Here is a 20727-nt window from a genome sequence, read left to right as displayed (position 1 = left end):
ATCGATATGCAGAAGTTGGCCGGCAGCAAAAAATTCGGGCAAACGCCCGATAATTCATATCTATAAACGTATTTTTTGGCTCAACTTTGTCTGCGAGCCGACCGTATGATCGATCTAAGATTGGCCCTTTTCTGCGTAGTTGGCCTGTTAGGCCTCAGTGCATGTGCGACCTACTCGCCGATGCAGAAGCCACTCGAAAGCCTTGGTGCCACCGCACCTATGCCGTCATCCGTTCCCACCGGCAATTTGTTGAGTCTAGCCCTGTCGCGCAGTCCGGAAGTTGCTGCAGCACGTGCTCACTTGGCGTCCACCCAAGCCGAGTTAAAGGCGGCACGACAGATGCCGACAATCACTTTAGCTTTAAGTAGTGAATATTCGAAGGCGGCTGATTCAGCGCGACCATGGCTATGGGGCATGGCCGTTGATATTCCTTTTGATACGAACGCGCGGCGCGGTAGCCGCATTACGGCTGCAAGTGTCGAGGTTATGAAGGCACGGGCCACCCTCGCTGAAGCCTTATGGCAAACGCGCCAGAACTTGCGAGAGGCGCAGGTCAAACTAGCCAGTGCCCGTGCCATTGAAGTAGCGGCCCGCGCCCTTTTGGATCAGCGCCGCGCCCTCGAAGCAGCACTGCAACAACGCATGGCTGCGGGTGAGGATGCGCACGACGGCCTTGATACCGCCCGGATCGCTACACTACAGACACAGCAAACACTGATTCAGACGCAAGGTGAGGCACAGGCCGCTCTCAGTGATCTTGCCCATGCGCTCGACGCGGATACATCCAGAGTGTACAACTTGCCACCTCCCCAATCTGGGAAATCAATAGACCTGAATGACGATATAGTCCTTTATGCGCGTCCGGATATCCAGACCGCAGTGGCTAATTATGACCTGTCCGAAAGTGCGCTGCGCCTGGCCGTGGCGCAGCAGTATCCGGATATCACTGTTTCACCGGGATATATCTGGGAGCGCGGCGTGGTGAAGTTGCCATTCAATTTGTCGCTTAACTTGCCCCCGCTTGATGGCAACCGGGCCAACATCGACGCAGCCGATCAGGCGCGATTGGCGTCAGGGAAGTCGCTGGAAGCCACCGTGAAGACGGCTCTGGCTTATGTCGCTCGCACCCATGCGCGATGGGAAAGCGCTGAATTGCTACAGCGCCAGATTGCTGTTCATGATGTACCGCTCGCCAACGAGATTGCGAGGCATGCCGAAGCCGCTGCGAGTGAAGGTGAAGCCGACTGCATCACGCTGTTACAGGCGCGTATAGCGGCGCTGGAAACCAACCTTGCCCTTGCGCAGGCGCGAGCCACGGCGGATCAGGCAAGGCTTGATCTGGAAGATGCGCGACATATTCCATTTGATCCGCTTGATGCGCGTGATTTGACCGCTGCTTTGATGGATATGACTAAATGAAGACTCTTACCCTTTCGCTTATTCTGCTGGTTTTACCGGTAGATGCACAAGCGCAAACAACACAGATACTCAATGCGGCAACTCAGGCGAGGCTACAAATCGTCACAGCTCCCCTCGATGTTGCGCATAGCGCCGGTAGCGTAAGTGGCTATGCCACTGTCATTGATCCGGCACCGTTGCTGGGTTACATCAGCGATCTATCTGCGGCCAGCGCCGCAGCTACTGCATCATCCGCCGAGGCCACACGCACGAAAAGGCTGAGTGGCAATGACACAGTTTCGGTCAAGGTCGCTGAAGCCGCAGCGGCGCAGGCTGCCGCCGATCAGGCGCGTGTCATCTTGTTGAGACAGCAGATTGCTTTGCAGGTCGGTCCCGCCGTAGCCCGGCTTGCTTCAACCAACTTCGCCAGGGATCTTGCCTCTGGTCAGGCGGCACTCGTTCGTGTCGATACGCCGTCTGGTCGCGGGCAGGCCGGTGCGCGTAGCGTCCGCCTGCATACGTCGACCGGTGATGTCGATGCCGAGATTTTGGGCCCTGCGCGTACCGCGGACGGCAAGCTGCAATCGCCGGGTTTGATCGTTGTGGTACGCGGAATGGCGGCGCGCTGGCTTACAACGGGCCTTTCAATGACGGCAGAGCTCTATGATGGCAGTATCAATGGTCTTTTAATCCCAAATGCTGCCCTTCTGCGGCATGACGGCCAGATATTTGCTTATGTTAAGACTGCGCCGACACGGTTTGATCGCCGGCTTGTCCAGCCTATACACGTTAGCGACGATGGGCTGATCGTAAACAGCGGTTTCCATGTCGGTGAGCATGTTGTGACCCAGGGTGCATCGGCGCTCTACACGGCAACCGCCGCACCAGTGGACGGTGACGACTGATGCTGTCCCGTCTTGTTGGCACCTGCCTCAAACACCCGCGCTTAATCGCTGTTGCGGCGGCTCTTGCGCTTGTCGCCGGTGGCCTGACGCTGGCCCGTGCCAATTATGACGTCTTCCCTGATTTTGTGCCTCCCCAGGCCGAGATCCAGACCGAATCACCGGGTTTGTCGGCCGCGCAGGTCGAGCAGCTCGTCACACGCCCGGTCGAACAGGCGGTCAATGGGGCGCAGGGCGTCAAGCAGGTTCGCTCAACCTCCATTCAGGGCCTCAGCATCGTTCAGGTTATCTTTAACGACGGATCCGAACCATATCGGGCACGCCAAATCGTTGCTGAGGCGCTCAATGATGTGCCCCAGACGCTTCCGAACGGAGTTGGCGCGCCGACCCTGTCGCCGCTGACATCGCCAACCATGGATCTATTAGCCGTTGGGTTTCTCAGTAAGTCGGAGGGGCCGCAGGCCTTGCGCGATTGGGTACAGTGGAAGCTGCGGCCGCGTCTGATGGCCGTACCAGGTGTAGCGCGCGCGGCTGTCTATGGCGGCGAGGTACGACGCATCGAAGTGCGCGTTGATCCACATGCCCTGCAAACTTTTGGCCTCAGTTTGTCAGATGTTGTTGCGGCGACACAAGCTGCAACCGCCATAAGCGGCGGTGGCTTCATAGATACCTCCGAACAACGCATTCTTGTCGAGCCGAAAACGCAGGCCGCGACGACCGATGACATTGCTGCCGCACCGATCACTGCTGCTGGAGCGCAGGGCCTGCACATTGGCGACGTTGCCCAAGTGGTTGAGGCGCCTGCGCCCGATTTCGGCGACGCCGTAATCATGGGTAAGCCCGGGGTGCTGATCGTCCTGTCAAGCCAGTATGGCTCGAACACGCTCAAGGTCACGCACGAAGTCGAAAAAGCGCTTGCCGAGATGAAGCCCGCTATGGCATCGCAGGGTATCGAGATGGTGACGGGTTTACACCGCCCAGCAAACTTCATTGAAACCGCCCTGGCTGGGATTACTGAAGACCTGTTAATTGGTGCTGCTCTGATCGCTGTCATCCTTTTTGCTTTCATGCGCAATATCAAGACTGTACTCATCTCCTTTGTCAGTATTCCTCTTTCATTACTGGTTGCGATTATGGTGCTGGATCGTGCAGGCGTGACGATCAACACCATGACTCTGGGCGGGCTGGCCGTGGCGTTGGGCGTGGTCCTCGATGACGCAGTCATCGACGTCGAGAACATTGTCCGTCGGCTGCGCCAAAATCGCGATATGCCAGAAGGCAGAAGCGAAGCGACAATCGGAGTCATTTTGAAGGCCTCACTGGAAGTGCGTTCACCGGTTATCTATGCGACTCTGGTGGTAGCACTCGTATTGGTGCCGGTCGTCATGATGCATGGCTTGCAGGGAGCGTTTTTTGCCCCCCTGGCGACCGCTTTCATTCTGGCAACGCTGATTTCGTTGTTTATTGCCATGACAGTGACGCCAGCACTCAGCTTCCTCTTTCTGGAGCACAGCCAATTACCGCCGGAACCAAAACTGATGACGCGGCTGAAAGATGGCCACGAAAAGTTGCTGCGTCGTGTTTTTGCACGTCCCAGCACGGTGATGATTGCTACTGGGTTAGCGACTTTGGCGGCGATCATGGGTTTATTTTTCTTCAGAAGCGAGTTGATGCCCTCCTTTAGGGAGGGGCATTTCGTTCTTCAGGTTGCGGCGCAACCGGGAACCTCCCTTCAGGTGACGCGACGCTATGGTGAGTCGATCTCGAAAGAGATCCTTGCCATACCGGGTATCTCAGGGATTGAACAAGCCATCGGTCGGGCGCCTGGTAGCGAAGATACTTCAGGAACCGAGCGTAGTGAGTTTCAACTGGAGCTCAAGCCGCATCTATCAGGCGCGCGGCAAGATGCAATCGAAGCGAAAATTCATGAGGTGCTTGATCACTATCCGGGCCTGCAAACCGATGTCGTCACCTTTCTCGGCGACCGTATTGGCGAATCCCTGACGGGCGAGACGGCCAACCTTGCCATCAATGTATATGGCGCAGACGCGGACACGCTCGACCATGTCGCAAATCAGATCGCTTCAGTTCTGCAAGACGTAAAAGGCGCCAACGATGTCAAACTCACCACACCGCCTAAGGCGCCAAGTGTGCATGTGGATATTAACCGTCAGGCAGCGTCGGCGCGCGGCATATCACCCAAGGATGTGCTAAACGCCGTTCAGAGCGCCTATAAGGGAATCGACGCCACACAGATTTACCGCACTGACCGCGTCATCAATGTGGCCGTCACCCTGCCGCAGAACCTCCGACAAAGCCCCGAGGCGGTAGGAGAACTGCTGGTGCGCGGCGCCAATGGAGATTTGGCACGTCTGTCCGACATCGCAAAGGTCACACTGGGCGACAGTCGCACCCAGATTTCACATATCGGTGGTCAGTTGGTTGAAACCGTCACCGCTAACCCGAAACCAAGCGAAGTCACGCGCGTTACCTTGGCCGCCAAGGCGACCATCGCTGCAAAAGTAAAGCTGCCACCGGGCGTCTATCTCGATTATGTTAGCGTAGCCGATGACTTGATTAAGGCCCGCAACGAGCTATTGTTCAACACCGCGCTGGCTTTAGTTGGCATTGTGGCTTTGCTGGTTCTGGCCTTCCGGGAAGCTAGAGCAGTGTGGCTGATTGTAGCCTCAGCTCCGTTCGCGTTGGTAGGTGGTGTGGCTGCCGTCGCCCTCAGCGGTGGAAGTCTGTCGCTGGGAGCGCTGGTTGGTTTCGTAACCCTGCTGGGCGTAGCAGCGCGCAACGCAATCCTATTGCTGGCGCATACAGACCAACTGGTGGCTGAAGGCCACCCTTGGTCGGAGAGTACTGTACTGATGGCCACACGCGAGCGCGTAACGCCCATTTTGATGACCGCATTAGTAACTGCCCTGGGGCTGATGCCTCTGGCGCTGGAAACAGGGCAGGCGGGGCGCGAAATTCAGGGGCCGATGGCGATTGTTATTCTTGGCGGGCTAGTGACTTCTACGCTTCTAAGTCTAATCCTCTTGCCCAGCCTGATCTGGCGTTTTCGGCGTAGGGCTAAGTCAGTGAGGATGTGATATCCGGGGAACAACCAGCGACGACAGCACAAGCTGTAAACGGTAGCCGTGAACGAGTTGACCTACAATCGCAAAAGGCTTCAGTTTCGTCTTATCTTATCATGCTATGATCCGAGCCATGCGGATACTGCTTGTCGAGGACGACGAAATGCTAGGCGAGGCCCTTCAGGCCGGTCTGAGCCAGGGCGGCTACCTCACCGACTGGATCAAAGACGGTCCAGATGCGCTTCTAGCCCTGCGTACTAATGCCTACGAAGCTGTGATCCTCGATATCAATCTGCCAGGAATCTCTGGCTTTGATGTTTTGCGAACACTCCGGACCAGTTTGGATCTGCCAGTCATTATAATGACGGCACGTGACGGGGTTGCCGACCGCATTGAGGGGCTCGATCTCGGGGCCGACGACTACGTCGTCAAACCTTTCGCGCTCGGTGAACTGCTTGCTAGGCTGCGCGCCGTCCAACGACGCAGCCATGGACGCGCCAATCCCACGATCCTATTTCGGGACATTGAGCTCGACACGTCTGCTCGCGCCGTGCGCAAAGGCGGTAATTGGGTCAAAATGCGGGCACGCGAATATCAGATCCTTGAACTACTCATGCAACGCGTCGGCCGGGTCGTCAGCAAGTCGGAAATCGAACAACAGATATATAGTTGGAATGACGACTTCGAGAGCAATACGGTTGAGGCCACCATCTACACGCTGCGTAAGAAGCTGGGGAAGGATTTAATTACAACGTTGCGTGGTATCGGCTATGTGATCAATCCATGACGAAGCGCGGCTCCCTGACATGGCAGATCCTGAAAGGCGTTGCCCTGCCGTTCGTGTTGGTCACCGTTCTGATCGGCGCGATTGCCTATATGAGTGCGGACGATGAAATCTCCGAGGTATACGACTCGCAAATGATCTCTTCGGCGCAGGAGCTCTGGAAGCTGGCACGTGCGGAACAGGATCCGCAACGCTTCCAAGTTGAGAACGGCAATATGGGACTATCGCCTGAGGATGAGGCGGCGCTTGATGAGTACTCCATCTGGCGTAGTTTTCGAGTCTGGCGGAACGACCAGATTGTTATAGCGTCAGGCAATGCGCCAAACGCCAACACGCCAGCTGAAGCCAGTGGTTTCAGGGTCATTCGTCGCAACGGTGCAAAGTGGCGCGTTTTCACGTATCGCAGTCCCTCTGACCACATTCTGGTAGAAGTGGCGGAAAGGTTGCAGGCGAGACAAGAAATATCACAACGCATTGTCTGGGGCGTATCCTTGCCGCTGTTGTTCGTCATGCCGATCATTTTGCTGGGTGTCTGGCTTGGTATTCGGTGGGGCTTACGCGATTTGCGCGCTTTCGCTGCGGTTATTCGCAGGCGCTCGCCGAATGATCTTGGTCGTGTCGATGGCGACAAGTTGCCATCTGAATTGGCCCCGCTTTCAGACTCGATCAATTCTCTTTTGACGAAACTCGCAGTCTCTCGTGATCAGGAACGTCTGTTCACCGACAATGCTGCCCACGAACTGCGCACACCGCTTGCTGCCCTCGGTGTTCAGGCCGAAGTCGCTCGAGCCGCCCTGACCGAGCGCGACAGGCAGCGCGCATTTGATGCGCTTTTGGGCGGCGTGCAACGCACGTCACGCTTGCTCGATCAATTATTGACGCTTGCGCGCATTTCGCACACGCCCGCAAAATTGACACCTATAAATCTATACGATTCCACGCGCGAGGCGCTAGGTGAACTTTACAGCAAGGCGCATACGCGCGGCCTGGAATTGATCCTGACAGGTGATGAAGGCGTGTCCATCATGGCTAACAAGCCACTGCTCAGCCTTCTGCTGAGCAACCTTTTGGACAATGCCATTAAACATTCAGCGCCGGATAGCGCTGTCGAAGTGAGTATAGGTCGCGCAGGTGAAACAACCGAATTTGTGCTGCGTGATCATGGTCCGGGCATTCCTGAGGTCGAACAGGATAAGGTCTTTGGCCGATTTTATCGCATCCAGGGCAATACTCGGGCAGGCAGCGGCCTCGGCCTGGCGATCGTGCACACCATTTGCGAACTTATCGGTGCTGAGATCCGACTTGCCAATCCCGCAGACGGGTCGGGCTTAATCGTCTATCTGCGCTTTCTGGCCTAAGAATTTCAGTTTGCACTCATTTTGTTTGATTTCCAGCGTTTTGGCCGGGGGATTTATCCAGGCGGCGATCGGCTTTTGCGGCGGTAGAGAGGCTTTGTTGACGAAACGGTCGGGGTTGGCTTGAAAAGCCAGGCTAAGGGTCTTTTGGCGCTCGTCGTAGATGGCATCGACCTTGCCGAAATGGACTTGATTTGGCGTCATCAGTCCAATTCCGGCATGGTGATGGTCTTGATTGTACCAGCTGAAGAAATGCTGGCAGAAGGCTTTGGCGTCCTGGATGCAGCCGAACCTCTTCGGGAACTGAGGTTGGTACTTCAACGTTTTGAAGTGGCTTTCCGAGAAAGGATTGTCGTTCGAAGTATAGGGCCTGCTGTGTGACTTCGTGACGCCGAGATCTGCCAACATAAATGCAGTCGCCTTGGCTTTCATAGACGGCCCCCTGTCCGCATGGAGGGTCAGTTGATCTGCTGGTATATCATGCTTTTGGACAGCGTCATGAAAGAGCAGCTTAAACAGGTTGGCGCTTTCACAATCTGCGACATACCAGCCGACAACTCGCCGGCTGAATATATCAATGATTACATATAGATAAAAGTAGGTCCACTTGGCTGGTCCCATCAGTTTCGTTATGTCCCACGACCAGACTTCATTGGGCTTTTCTGCGAGCAGCTCAGGCTTCTTGTAGACTGGATGACGTAATTGGCGTCGGCGCTCTTTAACCTCGTCATTATCGTGAAGGACGCGGTACATGGTGCGTATGGAGCAGTGGTAGATTCCCTGGTCCAGCAAGGTCGCATAGATCTCGGCGGGCGCGAGATCGGCAAATTGGGGTTCATGCAAAAGCGCGAGAATGCCGTCGCGCTCCAGATCAGATAGGGCCCGCGGGGGTCTTGGACGCGGAGCTTTGTCTTCAAGCGGATGGAGGGCTTTGGCCCGGCGCCGATGGAAAGTGGCTTTTGACAAGCCGAGTGCGGTTAGGCAAGCGCCCATTACGCCACTGGACTTGCCCGAAAAAAGTGGAGAGCGAACTTCTAAAATTTGCTAGGAGTTTGATCCATGAAGGACGAGAAGAAGACATTAGGCGGGCGTGGTCGCCATGCTGGTGTGACGCCGGAGTTCCGTGCTGAGGCTGTGCGTCTTGTTGAGACGAGTGGCCGATCTGTTGCCGCAATTGCAGAAGATCTGGGTATTGGAAAATCGACGCTGACGCGCTGGCTGACGCAACATCGGGAGGCCGATCTTTTGTCGGGGCCGCACTCAGACGTCAGCAAGGAGCTGGCGCGGCTTCGCAAAGAGAATGAGATTTTGCGCCAGGAGCGCGACCTTCTAAAAAAAGCAGCCGCCTTCTTCGCGCGGGAGACCACGAAATGATATTTCGGGTCATCGATGCGGAGAAGGCCACCGTTCCTGTCCGCCGCAGTTGCGCCCTGTTCGGCGTCAGCATGAGCGGCTTTTACGCCTGGAAGGGCCGTGCGCCCAGCCGTCGTCAGAAGGATGACCTGGTGCTTCTGGCGCATATCCGGTCGCAGTTCGCCACGTCGCATGAAACCTATGGCAGCCCGCGTATGACGGTCGAATTGCAGGAAGACGGCGTCGAGGTCGGGCGCCATCGCGTTGCCCGTCTGATGCGCGACAACGGTTTGAAGGCCTTGCAGACAAGGCGTTATAAGAAAACGACCGACAGCCATCATGGCGGGCCTGTGGCGCCCAATATTCTGGATCAGGACTTTGAGGCGTCAGCGCCTGACCAGAAATGGGGTGTCGATATCAGCTATATCTGGACGGCGGAGGGTTGGCTTTACCTGGCGATCGTGCTCGATCTTTATTCCCGCCGGATTATCGGCTGGTCGGTCAGCGACCGGTTGAAGAAGGATCTTGCCCTCAATGCCCTGCAACGCGCCATCGCCATACGCAGACCGCCGCGTGGCGTTATTCACCACTCCGACCGCGGCAGCCAATATTGTTCCGAGGCCTACCAAAAGCTCTTGACGGGCCGAGGCTTTATCCTGTCCATGTCGGGCAAGGGCAACTGTTATGACAATGCGATGGTCGAGACGGTGTTCAAGACCATCAAATCCGAGCTGATATGGCGGACGGCCTACAGATCCCGCCAGCAGGCAGAAGCCGAGATATCCCAATATATCGACGGCTTCTACAACCCACGCCGAAGGCATTCCGCCTTAGGCTATATGAGCCCCATCCAGTTCGAGAGCACCGCTCTCAAGCTGGCTGCCTAAAACCCGGTTCGCTCTCCACTTTTTCCGGGCAAGTCCATGGCTATACTTTCCGGCCAAGGGTTGCGATCGGACGCCAGCAAAAGCACTTCGTAAGCTTCAGTCCGGCTGTCAGCGATAAGGCTGGCAAACGGATGCGGCAGGAGGTGCGGCGATGGCGGCTACATCGGCGCAACGACCTTGATCTGGAAGAAATTGCTAAATGGGCGCGCCCTGTTCTACAGGGCTGGGTCCAATATTATGGTCGTTTCTATCCCTCCAAACTTCGCAATGCGCTTCGCACCATCGACGCCTTTATCGTCCGATGGGTTTGTCGCAAATACAAACGGTTCCGCGGCCAGACGATGGCAGCGTGGGCGTGGTTACGTTCGCTTCGGCAGCGCAACCCGACCATGTTCGCTCATTGGGCCCTCGGTACCAACGGTGAATGACAGGAGCCGTGTGAATCGAGAGGTTCACGCACGGTTCTGGGAGAGCGCGAGGCTGAAATGCCTCGCGCCACTCGACTACCTCCACGCCTACGACACGGTCAGCGACGCCCGCGCCCAGATCGGCAGGTACCTGGCCTTTTACAATGCCCGGCGCCCGCATTCGGCCCACCAAGGTCGAACACCGGATCAGGTTTACGTCTCAGGCTTGCCAAGCTTGGCGCAGGCGGCATAAAACGAATCGCACGACGCGCAGCGCGTGAGAGTTGCCCACCGCGGCTATCGGTCTTTCGTCGTGAAGGCGACGACCGACCGCCGCTGTGGACAACTCAGGACACAACAGAAACTGGCGGCATCCACTTATCTCGGCCCGCTGCGTGTCCAAACGAACTGAGCCAGCTCTGTCGAACTTATCAAACCCTTGCGACCAATGGACTGCCAACTGACGTCATCGACATATTGTCGGGTTTCTATCAAGCCAGCCGACAGGACGAGTTTGCGGTCGTGGATCCAGCTCTCGGCAAACTTCTCGGTCGTGAACCGGAGCCCATCAGCAGCGTAATTGCGGCGGAGCTGAATGCTATCTCGATCGCAAATTGATGCCGCTCACTTCGAATTGCCAGCCATGGCTGCCAATACGTGCCGAGAGTGATATTCAGAGAAGATTATATCCAGGATGAACATAGGTGAACACCCGCCTCACGCGCCATTCATAGTGAAGGGGGCATAACAGGTCTCAAGAACGGCATGACGATGATCGCGCAGCCGACACGCTTAGGAGACCCGCTATGAGTAAACTGACATCAACCAAGACAATCATGGTAGCGGCTATGGCCTCCGCAGCCTTGATCGGTATCGCCCTTCCTGGCCTTGCAGTGGCGCAGGATTGGCATGACCAAGGCGCACATCGAGGCGATACCCGCAGCTATGATCAAACACGTTCGGATGGCCGTCGCCAAGACGGCTATCGAGGCGGCAATTTTGATCAAAGCCATTATAACCAAGGTGGTTATGGTCACAGCTCCGATAACATTTATGCTCGCCAGGACAGTAGCCATTATGATGGAGGCTACCGTAACGGTGACCGTCGCGATCAAAGGGCGATGCCTCGGGATGATCGCTACGACGGCGGCTGGAGCTATTTTTTCCATCGTCACCATGAATGGCGCGATGACCGCAGTGGCTGGTAATCAGATTATGGGGCAGAGTTCGTCTCTGCCCCATAATCTGGCATCGGGGTGTGTCTGAGACATCGGGCCTATGGACGATACTTTCGTCAACAATCTGGTGTCTTGGTGCCTATCTCTCACAAGCGAAAACAGCCAGTCGCCTCGGTCTTGGCACAAGCTTCACCAGCCTTATCCTGTATCAAAGGCCATCTACCAGTGCCGTAAACGCCTGAAGCGTACAGGCTGTTGGGGCTGGACTATCACCGCAACCCGGAATGGCCAGAGGTTCAACAGCCGGCGGGCTGGTGTTGGTGAGTTTCGTCAGGTTCCTAATCTGGTCCATGGTTTGTGTTTGATAGGTAGCGGTCACGTAGTCTGTGCCGTCGGGCGCGGCCAGCAGAGCAAAGACAATGCCGCCGCCAGGTGGCGGGTCGTCTGCCGGATAGCCACCAAGGTGCCAATGGAGTTTAAGCAGCCCGCTGAGTTCGGCCTGATTGGTATCGTGGCCGATAATAATGCTGGTTGGCGGACCACGCGTTAGGTCCACGAGGATTTTTCTGGCCAGCGGCAGGGCAGTGGCATGCGCGATATACGCCGGGCGTGCCTCAATTGTGTACTTTAGCGGGTGAAGCGCCAACAGCGTAGCAATCTGGGCAGGTGTGGCGCGGCCCCACGCCACCTCGTTCATGGGTTTACCTTCGATATATTCGAGCAGGAAGTCTTCCGCAGCGGAGGCACCCTCTGCAATCGGGCCTGTCAGCTTTGGCTTCGTATGCGACCGTTTAATGATAATGTTTGCAGGTAGGTGAAGAAAAGCGGTTCCTCCAGGCTGTAAAGTAGCTTGCATCGTGTCAAACAGCGCCTGATTAGCGACGACAGGGGTGTTGAGATTGCCATCGGCTGCCGCCAGCATCTGGGCTTTGGCCTGAACAGAATCGAAATCCTTCGCGCCGTTGTCGAGCGCCGAGAAAAGCGGATCGGTGCCAGCCGCGTGGTGCACCTTGATGTGACAGCCAGGCGCGAAGCCGGCGGCATAGGCTTCACCCGTTTTTAACGTCCGCTCATCGGTATCGGCATAGATACGCACATCAGGGCAGCCTGCCGAAGGCGCAAAATGCGCGCGGTCATATGCAGCCAGCAGAGTGATAGCCTGTGCCCCATGTGGGGTCAGATAGCCGTTTGGGGTGGACCAGTTTGGCCAGGGCGAAGGCGCGATGGTGGGGCTGAGTGCGGGCGTGTGCGTCGGCGGGCGAACGCCATGACGCATGAGAAGCACGGTACGTTCCAGCTTCAGTGCGGACGCATTCGCAGCCATCGGGGCGAAGGATAACACAGCCAGGCATAAAACAGTGACATGGCGCCAGAGCCAGCCCCGGCTCATGATGCGGGATCCAGTATCAAGGCGAAGATCGAACCTGGAACAAACTGAATATCAGGCGCGCCGCCCGGATTTCCCGGCAAAATCGATTGAGCCTTCCCGCTGATCAGAAATATCCGGCCAGTTGTCGGATTCACCGCCATGTTCTTGGCACCGGGTATAGTCTTGATGCTACCGAGATTAGTGAAGCTATCAGGCCCGTTCTCTTTGATGATCGACAATGTGCCGTCCTTGTTGGAGCTGAACGCGAGGTGCCGGATTGGATCAAAAGCGGCACCGTCGGTACCAAGGCCAATGGGCAAGGATGCTAAAACCTTTCCATTATTTGCATCGACCACGATCATTTTGGCATTGTCCTTACAACTTGCGAATAGCCGGTGTGTTTCGGTGTCGATCGCAAGCCCGTGAATGTTTGGACAACCGGGCACCGACCAGGTGGCGGTGACCTTATTTGTTCTGGCATCGATCTGCTTGATCTCGTTCAGGTCGCTTATATTAACGAAAACCTTGCCAGTGCCGTCGGGTACGGCTTCTTCCGGCGAACCATCGAGCGCTATGGTGGCGACAACCTTATTCGTTTTCGGATCGATAACACTGACCGCATGGGCATCGCCGCCGAAAGCGAACACCTGATGACTGGCCGGATCGTAGGTCATCGCATCTGTGTCGCTAACCACCGGAATGGCGGCAAGTTTTTTAAAGTTCCGGGCGTCATACGCATAGAGCATATGGTTGTTTCCGCTGTCGGCGTACACACGGTTCATTGCGGGGACAGGCGCAACACTATGGGCGCCATCAATGCCTTTCAGTGCCCCCAGCAAGGAACCGGTGCGGCCATCAATTACCGAAACTTCCGAACCGTGCGAGAAATATGCGCGGTTCATCACCGGGTCGAAAACGACGAAATCAAAGTCGGTGGGGCTACCGAGCGCAATCGTCTTCGCAACCGTATAAGTTGGTGCCGCAGTTGTGGCCGCAAACGCGGCAGTACTCAAAAGGGCGAATCCCGCAAATATCCAAAGAATTTTCCGTATCATGATTTGAAATAATCCCTATTTTTGATCAGGTGAATTCTGCCTAATCACTGCATTTTCATGTCAGAAAATATGCAGGTTTTCAGACTTTACTCAAATGAGATGTCTATTATTGAAAACAGGGTGACGAATTGAATTCATCACCCTGTTAGAATAGAATTTATTCTAATATTTTACGCGCAAGCCGAAAAGATAATCCGCATCGTAGAACTCGTTCTGAACGGGGAAGTTCTTGTTTTTGGTTTGCGTGAAGTCCAGGTGCGTGTTGCTGATATTCTTCGCGTCGAAGTAAAGCTGGACGTGGTTCGTGACGGCGTAAGTGCTGCCAAAGTCAAGACGGAAGCGCGGCTGGGAATAGATATCTGTTGAGGCGTCTCCGCCGACTGCCCAGAGGTTGGTCGAGACATAGGATGCCGCGAGCTTCAGATATAAGGGGCCTCGGTTATAGAAAACGGCCGCATTGTAGGTAAAGGGCGAGGTCTGCGGCAGGGTGTGGCTCTCGCCGGGACGGATATCGCCTCTGGATTCAACATAGGTGAGGTTGCCCTCTACACCCAGACCAGAAAGCGCACCCGGCAGGAAGACGAATTGCTGATCATAGCTCATTTCGATGCCCTGGGCCTTCGCAGAGCCGACATTCGCGTAGCTGATCAGATTCACCTTCTGTCCGACAAAGCCCGCAACATCCGTGGCGCCGATCGTATTGTTAGCAATGATGTAATTGTCGAAGGATTTGTAGAACAGACCGATCGAGGCAACCCCGTTATGCGGCAGGTAGTAGATAGCCGACAGATCCAGATTGTGGCCCAGGGTCGGTTTCAGATCCGGATTACCTTGCGTGATCACTGGCGTTGCATTGAAGGCGTCGATCGAGCGCGCGGCCGTGATCTGATTAAAACCGGGCCTCGCGATTGCCGACGAAAACGCGGCACGGATCTGGATCGCATCGCTGTAATTGTACTTCAAACTCAGATCCGGGAAGAAGTTTGTGTATTTGTGTGCAGTGTCGTGCCGTGCCAGGAAGTTGCCGTCTGCATCCACATCATTGGCGCGATAGGTGCCGTCGGTGGTTTCAATACGAACGCCTCCGACCACATCCAGCTTCTCAAAGCTGGTATTGTATTGCACATAGGCGGCATAAATATTCTCGTTGTCATCCTCATAGGTCGAGGGATCAGCCGTTATCGGCGTTTGCGGGATGGTCAGCAGTTTTTCGTAGATCGGCTGCGGTCCGATATTGTAGCTGCCATTATAGTAGGTGATGTCAGAACCACTGACGTAATCGCTTAACGAAATTGTACTGATGGCGAAATCGGCGGCATAGTCCTGTTGCTTGCGCGTACGTTCGCGTACATTGGCGCCGAATTTGAGCGCGCCATTTTCACCCACTAAATCAAGCGGCATCGAAAAATTGACGTTGCCAGCATACTCCTGGTCTGTGTTCTTTGATGGGCTGTTGCCCTTCTTCAGCTTTGTGTAAAGCGAAGGATCAAACACGTTGACGCCGCCCAGAACCTGATAGGTCGGACGTTTCGCATTGGTATTATTGTAAGTAACGTCCACGTTCGTGGGATCAATAAAGCGCGCATTGACGGAATAAGGAAACTGATCCGTGCCTTCGGTCCAGGACAGTCTTGCGTCCGCCTTGACCGTGCCACCCAGCAGTGTGTTGCCGCCCAGTTCGATCAGATCATTACCCAGTTTTTCGCGCGTATTGATATTGGAATACTGCGCACTTACGCCATTGGATGTGAAATTGCCGGTGGCATTGTCCACACTGACGATATTGTCGGCCAGCCCATTAAGGATAAATTCGTGCTTGTTGGCTGTCTCGACATAGCCGGCATGGAAACCGCGCAGATAGACCTGCGTATGATCGCTCACATCATACGTGATGCCGGCCCCATAGCCCTGACGGGTGCGATGATACTGATACCAGCGGTACTGCACGTCGTCGAAGGCCTTCTGCGTCAAGAATGCGCTGGTGCCTGACGGGACAACCGTAGGATCGTTGATATAGTCGGCTTCAACATCGTCGATTCCGCGTTCATCCTTGAAATAGGCATAACTGCCTATGATCGACAGCTTGCCATCAAGGAAGCGTTTGCCAACCGTAATATCGCCTTTGAAAACGCTCGTGTTGCGTAGCGATTCAACACCTCCGCCCAGTGTCGCGTCAAACACGTGATCCTTTCCCACCGGGATTGAGCGGGGTTGGATATTCACAACACCGCCAAGACCTTCCGCGTCCATGTCCGGGGTCAGCGATTTGATGACCTCAAGGCCGCCCAGAATGCCCGCCGGGAAGGCATCAAAAGCCACGGCACGCGCGCCGCCCTGAGGCGTTTGCGGATTGTTGGCCATCATACGCACGCCGTCAAATGTGGTGCCGTTGAGATCGGCATCCATACCGCGGATATTGATATACCGGCCTGCCCCGGAGTCGGATTCCATCGAAATGCCGGGCAGGCGCTGCAGGGCCTCGGCCGCATTGGCGTCCGGCAAGGAGCGGATTTGCTCAAGCGGCGCAATATCGATAAGGGTATCAGCGTGCCGCTTTATCAGCCTTGCCTGATCGCGGGTACCCACAACAACAACCGTCTCAATATTTTTATTTGAGGCATTGGCTGCTTGAGGCTGGCTTGCGCCTTGCGCGGCAGCCGCAGAACCGAGTGTGAATACAAGGGTCGCTGCCGTTGTCGTCAGCAGCCACGTAGCGCGTTTTGTGTGGAACATGTTCAAAGCCTCCCGCCGGGACGAAGTCACCGCGACCTCCCCTTGCCTCTAAGCGGTTCCCTTTGGCCCTTGTTTGTTGCGCTTTAGATTCCCTTTGATGACAATTTTAAGATCGATTTATGAAGCGGCTCTACCATCCAGAGCGCTGGCTAGGCTGGCCGGGCTGGTAATCTGAGCCATGATCACGCTTCATGTACTTGCGCCCTGAAACCTCAATTTGTGGAGACGGATGCAGGCCTGACGCACAAACCCTTACCAAAACTGGCGCACTAAACGACTTTGCCTCGTCGATTTGATTCATTCTTGGAGGTAAAGCCATTGCCGAGATAGTCCGCCTGACTCAGGACAGGTAAAAAAGCTTCTCTTGATTTTACGGCACGCATGGGGGCACGGTGTTATGGAGTTATCCCAGCAGATTGCCGCGCAATCTGTTCGCTGACCCGCTTGCGGTCACGGAGTGTCGAATGCCAGTTTCAAGTTACAACCTCTACAGCCGGTGGCTTCATTGGCTGATAGCAGGTTTGATCATTTTTATGGTCTTTCTGGGCTGGCGAATGGACGACCATGACACTTTGCGCTCGGTTCGCGCGGCCCTGCATGAATCGGTCGGCCTGTCTGTTTTGATCCTGAGCGTTGTTCGCCTGGCCCTTCGCCTTGTCTTAAAGGCACCCCCTGATGTCGAGGGGCCGAAGTGGCAGATGTTTGCCGCCAAAACCTTGCATGTTGGATTTTATGTTCTCATCATTGGCCTGCCTCTTAGCGGCTGGTTGATGGTGTCAACCCTGGCTAGACCAATCCCTTTCTTCGGCCTGTTTACGTGGCCGCATTTGCCTATGCCGCAGTCACATGATCTGCACGAGCAAATCTCTACCATCCACGGGCTCCTCGCCAAGCTGATCATCTACGCCATGATCCCGCTGCATATCCTCGCAGCCCTTAAACATCAGTTCGTCGATAAGGATGCGGTCATGCAGCATATGTTGCCTGGCCTGACACCCAAGTCCTTATTGAACTGGCGCTGGATCATCCCTGTCGGCGTCGTCGCTCTGGCGATTGCAGCGGGTTACATGGTGGATAAGGGCACGCCTCAGCCCGGCGGAGACCACCCACATGACCAAGCTCGGCCAGCCCAAATACCCGCCACCAAGTCGTCTTAGGTTTTGCCTGCATTGGCCTAAATTTGATGCCCCTTTTCGGCAAGCAATGTCCGCTTCGCGGCTGAAAATCGCTGACATATCGCCATGTTGATGTGCGGAATGGGCCACCGACGGGCCATGTCGCCGCCGCAGCGGCGAGTGTTTTCGCAGCAGACATGTTCGTCTCCTTTTTATATGACAAATTATCGATAGGACCGGCACATGCCGGGCACGCCTCAGGCTTCAGTCAGCGCGCCCTGAATCATCTAGTGGATTGTCCGGAACGAAAGAGTCCGAAGGGGGATTCTCAGCGGTTTGCGGACGTGCGAGTATGGCCGGATGCGAAATGGTATCACTTTCACCCTATCCACCTGCTTGCTTTATTCCGGTGAAACGTACAATGGCGACGCCGCACCCCGAACCCAGATAAAGTAGGCCTGCCAGCATCAAGGGATGAACGCCACCGATTATGGCCTTGGCCGCAGGGGTCGAGGCGCCGAACAGCAGAGCGGACAACAAGGCGAACAAGCCCCACGCTTCACATCACCCAGTTTGAATTTGGCCATTGTCGCTCCTCGATCGCCGGTCTGGACTCCGACGTTCGCATTATAGTATAGGGGGGTATATTATGTGAGGCAACAATGCACGCGAACAAAGAGAAGGACAAGCTCCTGGCGCGCGTCCGGCGCATTAAGGGGCAAGTCGAAGCGCTGGAACGCGCCTTCGAGTCCGAGGCCGAAAGCGAGAAGATCCTCCACCTGATCGTCGCGGCGCGGGGCGGTATATCCGGATTGATGGGGGAGGTCGTCGAACATCATATCCGCAATCATCTGGCTGACGATCCCGACCAGCCCGGCGTGCTGAGGCCTGAAGCGCAGCAAGCCCTCATCGATATCATCCATTCTTACGTGAAGTAGCCGAACATGAACGATTTCGCCCACCTGTTGCAGCAAGGCACCGGCAACGCCTGGCTCTTCATCCCGTCGGCCATTCTCCTTGGAGCCTTGCATGGCTTGGAGCCTGGGCACTCCAAGACGATGATGGCCGCTTTCATCGTCGCCGTTCGCGGCACGGTTTGGCAAGCCGTGCTCCTTGGTCTATCGGCGACGCTGTCGCACACCCTGATCGTCTGGCTGATCGCGCTTGGCGGTCTTTATCTTGGGCAGAAGTGGGACGCCGAAGCCGTCGAGCCCTATTTCCAGGTTGCCTCAGCGGTCATCATGCTGGCCATTGCTCTTTGGATGATCTGGCGGACGTGGCAGTATCAGCGAGTTGGCGTCAGTCATGGACATGATCATCACCATCGTCACGACGAAACCAAGCGTATTGATACGGGCCACGGCACGGTCCGTTTGGAAATCTTCGAACAGGGCCAATCGCCGCGCTTTCGGCTATTCCGCGAGAGCGGGCAGGCCTGGACTGCATCTGATGTGTCAGTCGAAACGGCGCGCGAAGATGGCAGCCAGCAGGTCTTCGCTTTTGTGCAAAAGAACGGCTTTCTGGAGTCGGTCGACGATATCCCCGAGCCGCATGAATTCAAGGCAAAACTGAGCCTCGGACATGCCGGTCATGCCCATGCCTATCCGCTGACCTACGAAGAACACCATCACGTACATGACCACACTGGGGTCGGCGCCGGCTTCGGAGGCGAGGAGGCCTATGCCGACGCGCACGAACAGGAACATGCCGAGGATATCCGGGCCCGGTTCGCACGCCAGAAAGTCACGACCCCTCAGATCATCATGTTCGGCCTGACGGGCGGGCTGATCCCATGCCCGGCGTCCATCACCGTCCTGCTGCTCTGCCTTCAAGTCAAGCGCATCGCGCTCGGCGCCACGCTTGTCTTTTGTTTCAGCATCGGCCTAGCCTTGACTATGGTCGCCTCCGGCGTGCTGGCAGCGGTCAGCGTCAAGCATGTGTCCAAACGGTTCAGGGGTTTTGGCAAGCTTGCCAACAAGGCACCCTACCTATCCGGCGGTCTTATCGTCCTTGTGGCGCTTTACATCGGCTTCACCGGGCTAAAGGCCCTAATTCACTAGCTTTGGTGACGCTTTGTAAGAAATGCACCGGGGGTCTACTTTTGAGAGTATCTTTAGCCCTCACAACATGAGTGGAATGCATGATGATTGAGGTCGATGAGGTTGTTGCCAACAAACAACTGCGCGGCGCAGTCATAATCGTCGCGCTGGCAAACCTGAGCTATTTCGGGGTCGAGTTTGCTGTTGCCCGGCACATCGGATCGGTCTCGCTGTTTGCGGACAGCGTCGACTTCTTCGAGGATGCGTCCGTGAACATCCTAGAGCGGTCTGCATTCTGATTGAATCGGTCAAAGGAATGCAACCCACTCTACATTTTACATTTTTCCGCATCTCGCATTCAATTTGTAAGTCAAATTAAACGCTCGTTGCTCTAATAGCGGTGGCCTTGGGGTGGTCGCAAAAACTGCGGGCGCGAGTCGGCATGGCTTTGGCCCTAATCCTGCTTGCGCCCGCACTGGCATTCGTTTGGACGGCCTGGCAAAAGATCCATACCCTCGCTCCGCCTGAACCCTGGGTGCTTTCGACTACCGGCCTTGGGGCCTTGGCCGTCAACGTCGGTTGTGCCTTCCTGCTTGCTCGTTTCCAGCATCATAAAGGCAGTCTGACCCGTGCGGCTTTCTTGTCGGCACGCAATGACGCACTCGCGAACGTCGCCATCATGCTGGCAGGCGTTGTCACCCTGGTGTGGCGGACCGCCTGGCCCGATCTCATTGTTGGCATGGGCATAGCAATCATGAATCTCGATGCCGCCCGCGAAATCTGGGAGGCGGCCAGAGTGGAGCATGCAGATGCAAAGCCTTAAGCGCCCTGCCTAGAAAGACTGGGGGGCACCGATAAACACGCCGCGCCGCGGTCGCCACTGAGGCCCGCCACCGTCGATGGCCTTACCGTCGGTTGTCAACCGGCGTTGATAAAGGACCCCTTCGGGATGCGGACGAAAACTTGGACCACCCAGAGGTAGTTCATGTATTCCTACGCGGGGTTCTCGGCTGATTCGTGCAAAAAGTCCCGCTAAGCAAGCCATTGAAACAATTAGAGATATTGTAGC

The 20727-nt window shown here is 55.9% G+C and carries 16 protein-coding genes and 2 pseudogenes; 14 read left to right on the top strand and 4 right to left on the bottom strand.

Translation table 11 applies throughout. The features are described from left to right. The first annotated feature begins 105 nt into the window (after positions 1 to 105). From QB905_RS05395 to QB905_RS05375, 5 genes are all read left to right on the top strand, one after another. Positions 106 to 1419: a TolC family protein gene (locus tag QB905_RS05395; RefSeq protein ID WP_349252558.1), complete on the top strand. Its 1314-nt coding sequence runs from the start codon at positions 106 to 108 to the stop codon at positions 1417 to 1419. Beyond that, the gene (locus QB905_RS05390; RefSeq protein WP_282973516.1) at positions 1416 to 2303 is read left to right on the top strand and encodes an efflux RND transporter periplasmic adaptor subunit; all 888 of its coding nucleotides are present in this window, start codon (positions 1416 to 1418) and stop codon (positions 2301 to 2303) included. The genes QB905_RS05395 and QB905_RS05390 overlap by 4 nt, the downstream gene beginning before the upstream one ends. Then, positions 2303 to 5398 carry an efflux RND transporter permease subunit gene (locus tag QB905_RS05385; protein ID WP_282973515.1) on the top strand — a complete coding sequence of 1032 codons (3096 nt, stop codon included), beginning with the start codon at positions 2303 to 2305 and terminating at the stop codon, positions 5396 to 5398. The genes QB905_RS05390 and QB905_RS05385 overlap by 1 nt, the downstream gene beginning before the upstream one ends. Before the next feature lie 118 nt (positions 5399 to 5516). After that, positions 5517 to 6170, top strand: a complete 654-nt coding sequence (locus tag QB905_RS05380; protein ID WP_282973514.1) for a response regulator transcription factor — start codon at positions 5517 to 5519, stop codon at positions 6168 to 6170. Next, positions 6167 to 7525 carry a sensor histidine kinase gene (locus QB905_RS05375; RefSeq protein ID WP_282973513.1) on the top strand — a complete coding sequence of 453 codons (1359 nt, stop codon included), beginning with the start codon at positions 6167 to 6169 and terminating at the stop codon, positions 7523 to 7525. The genes QB905_RS05380 and QB905_RS05375 overlap by 4 nt, the downstream gene beginning before the upstream one ends. On the opposite strand, the pseudogene QB905_RS05370 reads toward QB905_RS05375, so the two are convergent. Then, positions 7496 to 8521 (bottom strand): annotated as a pseudogene (locus QB905_RS05370) (IS3 family transposase); the annotation flags it as partial. The gene QB905_RS05375 and the pseudogene QB905_RS05370 sit on opposite strands and share 30 nt — an antisense overlap. A 60-nt stretch (positions 8522 to 8581) precedes the next feature. Here QB905_RS05370 and QB905_RS05365 point away from each other — a divergent pair. The 4 genes and pseudogenes from QB905_RS05365 (at position 8582) to QB905_RS05355 (ending at position 11377) form a co-directional block, all read left to right on the top strand. After that, a protein-coding gene (locus tag QB905_RS05365) for an IS3 family transposase (RefSeq protein ID WP_282973104.1) occupies positions 8582 to 9762 on the top strand; the annotation gives its coding sequence in 2 pieces (ribosomal slippage) (positions 8582 to 8876 and positions 8876 to 9762; 1182 coding nt in all). Between the two features lie 131 nt (positions 9763 to 9893). Further along, on the top strand, positions 9894 to 10190 hold the full coding sequence (locus tag QB905_RS15285) for a group II intron maturase-specific domain-containing protein (protein WP_461781767.1): 297 nt from the start codon (positions 9894 to 9896) through the stop codon (positions 10188 to 10190). Between the two features lie 31 nt (positions 10191 to 10221). Beyond that, positions 10222 to 10422: pseudogene (locus QB905_RS15280) on the top strand (integrase core domain-containing protein); the annotation flags it as partial. A gap of 553 nt (positions 10423 to 10975) precedes the next feature. Then, positions 10976 to 11377, top strand: coding sequence for a hypothetical protein (locus tag QB905_RS05355; RefSeq protein WP_282973512.1), 402 nt, complete (start codon positions 10976 to 10978; stop codon positions 11375 to 11377). Positions 11378 to 11555: 178 nt separating this feature from the next. Here the strand turns inward: QB905_RS05355 and QB905_RS05350 are convergent, their stop codons facing one another. The 3 genes from QB905_RS05350 to QB905_RS05340 form a co-directional block, all read right to left on the bottom strand. Further along, positions 11556 to 12737 carry a histidine-type phosphatase gene (locus QB905_RS05350; protein ID WP_282973511.1) on the bottom strand — a complete coding sequence of 394 codons (1182 nt, stop codon included), beginning with the start codon at positions 12735 to 12737 and terminating at the stop codon, positions 11556 to 11558. Further along, positions 12734 to 13771 carry a YncE family protein gene (locus tag QB905_RS05345; RefSeq protein WP_282973510.1) on the bottom strand — a complete coding sequence of 346 codons (1038 nt, stop codon included), beginning with the start codon at positions 13769 to 13771 and terminating at the stop codon, positions 12734 to 12736. Before QB905_RS05345 ends, QB905_RS05350 begins: the two co-directional genes overlap by 4 nt. Before the next feature lie 162 nt (positions 13772 to 13933). Further along, entirely contained in the window at positions 13934 to 16504 is a 2571-nt protein-coding gene (locus QB905_RS05340; RefSeq protein ID WP_282973509.1) for a TonB-dependent receptor, read from the bottom strand. 464 nt (positions 16505 to 16968) lie between these two features. On the opposite strand from QB905_RS05340, the gene QB905_RS05335 reads away from it, so the two are divergent. The 5 genes from QB905_RS05335 to QB905_RS05315 all read left to right on the top strand — a co-directional run bounded on the left by QB905_RS05335 (position 16969) and on the right by QB905_RS05315 (position 20481). Then, the gene (locus QB905_RS05335; protein WP_282973508.1) at positions 16969 to 17661 is read left to right on the top strand and encodes a cytochrome b; all 693 of its coding nucleotides are present in this window, start codon (positions 16969 to 16971) and stop codon (positions 17659 to 17661) included. Between the two features lie 620 nt (positions 17662 to 18281). Beyond that, on the top strand, positions 18282 to 18557 hold the full coding sequence (locus tag QB905_RS05330) for a metal/formaldehyde-sensitive transcriptional repressor (protein ID WP_282973507.1): 276 nt from the start codon (positions 18282 to 18284) through the stop codon (positions 18555 to 18557). Between the two features lie 6 nt (positions 18558 to 18563). Then, complete coding sequence (locus QB905_RS05325) at positions 18564 to 19679, top strand: nickel/cobalt efflux transporter (RefSeq protein ID WP_282973506.1); 1116 nt, start codon at positions 18564 to 18566, stop codon at positions 19677 to 19679. An 80-nt stretch (positions 19680 to 19759) separates the two neighbouring features. Continuing rightward, positions 19760 to 19957: a hypothetical protein gene (locus tag QB905_RS05320; protein ID WP_282973505.1), complete on the top strand. Its 198-nt coding sequence runs from the start codon at positions 19760 to 19762 to the stop codon at positions 19955 to 19957. A 143-nt stretch (positions 19958 to 20100) separates the two neighbouring features. Further along, the gene (locus QB905_RS05315; RefSeq protein WP_282973504.1) at positions 20101 to 20481 is read left to right on the top strand and encodes a cation transporter; all 381 of its coding nucleotides are present in this window, start codon (positions 20101 to 20103) and stop codon (positions 20479 to 20481) included. The last annotated feature ends 246 nt before the right edge of the window (positions 20482 to 20727 follow it).

The organism is Asticcacaulis sp. EMRT-3, assembly GCF_030027245.1.
Lineage (GTDB): Bacteria > Pseudomonadota > Alphaproteobacteria > Caulobacterales > Caulobacteraceae > Asticcacaulis.
Note: the sequence above shows the minus strand (reverse complement) of the source record. Positions and strands in the feature narration are given on the sequence as shown.

Bases quoted from the DNA above. Each gene is read 5' to 3' on its own strand.
- QB905_RS05385 (WP_282973515.1), top strand. From the start codon at position 2,303: ATGCTGTCCCGTCTTGTTGGCACCTGCCTCAAACACCCGCGCTTAATC.
- QB905_RS05350 (WP_282973511.1), bottom strand. From the start codon at position 12,737: ATGAGCCGGGGCTGGCTCTGGCGCCATGTCACTGTTTTATGCCTGGCT.
- QB905_RS05390 (WP_282973516.1), top strand. From the start codon at position 1,416: ATGAAGACTCTTACCCTTTCGCTTATTCTGCTGGTTTTACCGGTAGAT.
- QB905_RS05330 (WP_282973507.1), top strand. From the start codon at position 18,282: ATGCACGCGAACAAAGAGAAGGACAAGCTCCTGGCGCGCGTCCGGCGC.
- QB905_RS05380 (WP_282973514.1), top strand. From the start codon at position 5,517: ATGCGGATACTGCTTGTCGAGGACGACGAAATGCTAGGCGAGGCCCTT.
- QB905_RS05355 (WP_282973512.1), top strand. From the start codon at position 10,976: ATGAGTAAACTGACATCAACCAAGACAATCATGGTAGCGGCTATGGCC.
- QB905_RS05320 (WP_282973505.1), top strand. From the start codon at position 19,760: ATGATGATTGAGGTCGATGAGGTTGTTGCCAACAAACAACTGCGCGGC.
- QB905_RS05345 (WP_282973510.1), bottom strand. From the start codon at position 13,771: ATGATACGGAAAATTCTTTGGATATTTGCGGGATTCGCCCTTTTGAGT.
- QB905_RS05315 (WP_282973504.1), top strand. From the start codon at position 20,101: ATGGCTTTGGCCCTAATCCTGCTTGCGCCCGCACTGGCATTCGTTTGG.
- QB905_RS15285 (WP_461781767.1), top strand. From the start codon at position 9,894: ATGCGGCAGGAGGTGCGGCGATGGCGGCTACATCGGCGCAACGACCTT.
- QB905_RS05375 (WP_282973513.1), top strand. From the start codon at position 6,167: ATGACGAAGCGCGGCTCCCTGACATGGCAGATCCTGAAAGGCGTTGCC.
- QB905_RS05325 (WP_282973506.1), top strand. From the start codon at position 18,564: ATGAACGATTTCGCCCACCTGTTGCAGCAAGGCACCGGCAACGCCTGG.
- QB905_RS05395 (WP_349252558.1), top strand. From the start codon at position 106: ATGATCGATCTAAGATTGGCCCTTTTCTGCGTAGTTGGCCTGTTAGGC.
- QB905_RS05340 (WP_282973509.1), bottom strand. From the start codon at position 16,504: ATGTTCCACACAAAACGCGCTACGTGGCTGCTGACGACAACGGCAGCG.
- QB905_RS05335 (WP_282973508.1), top strand. From the start codon at position 16,969: ATGCCAGTTTCAAGTTACAACCTCTACAGCCGGTGGCTTCATTGGCTG.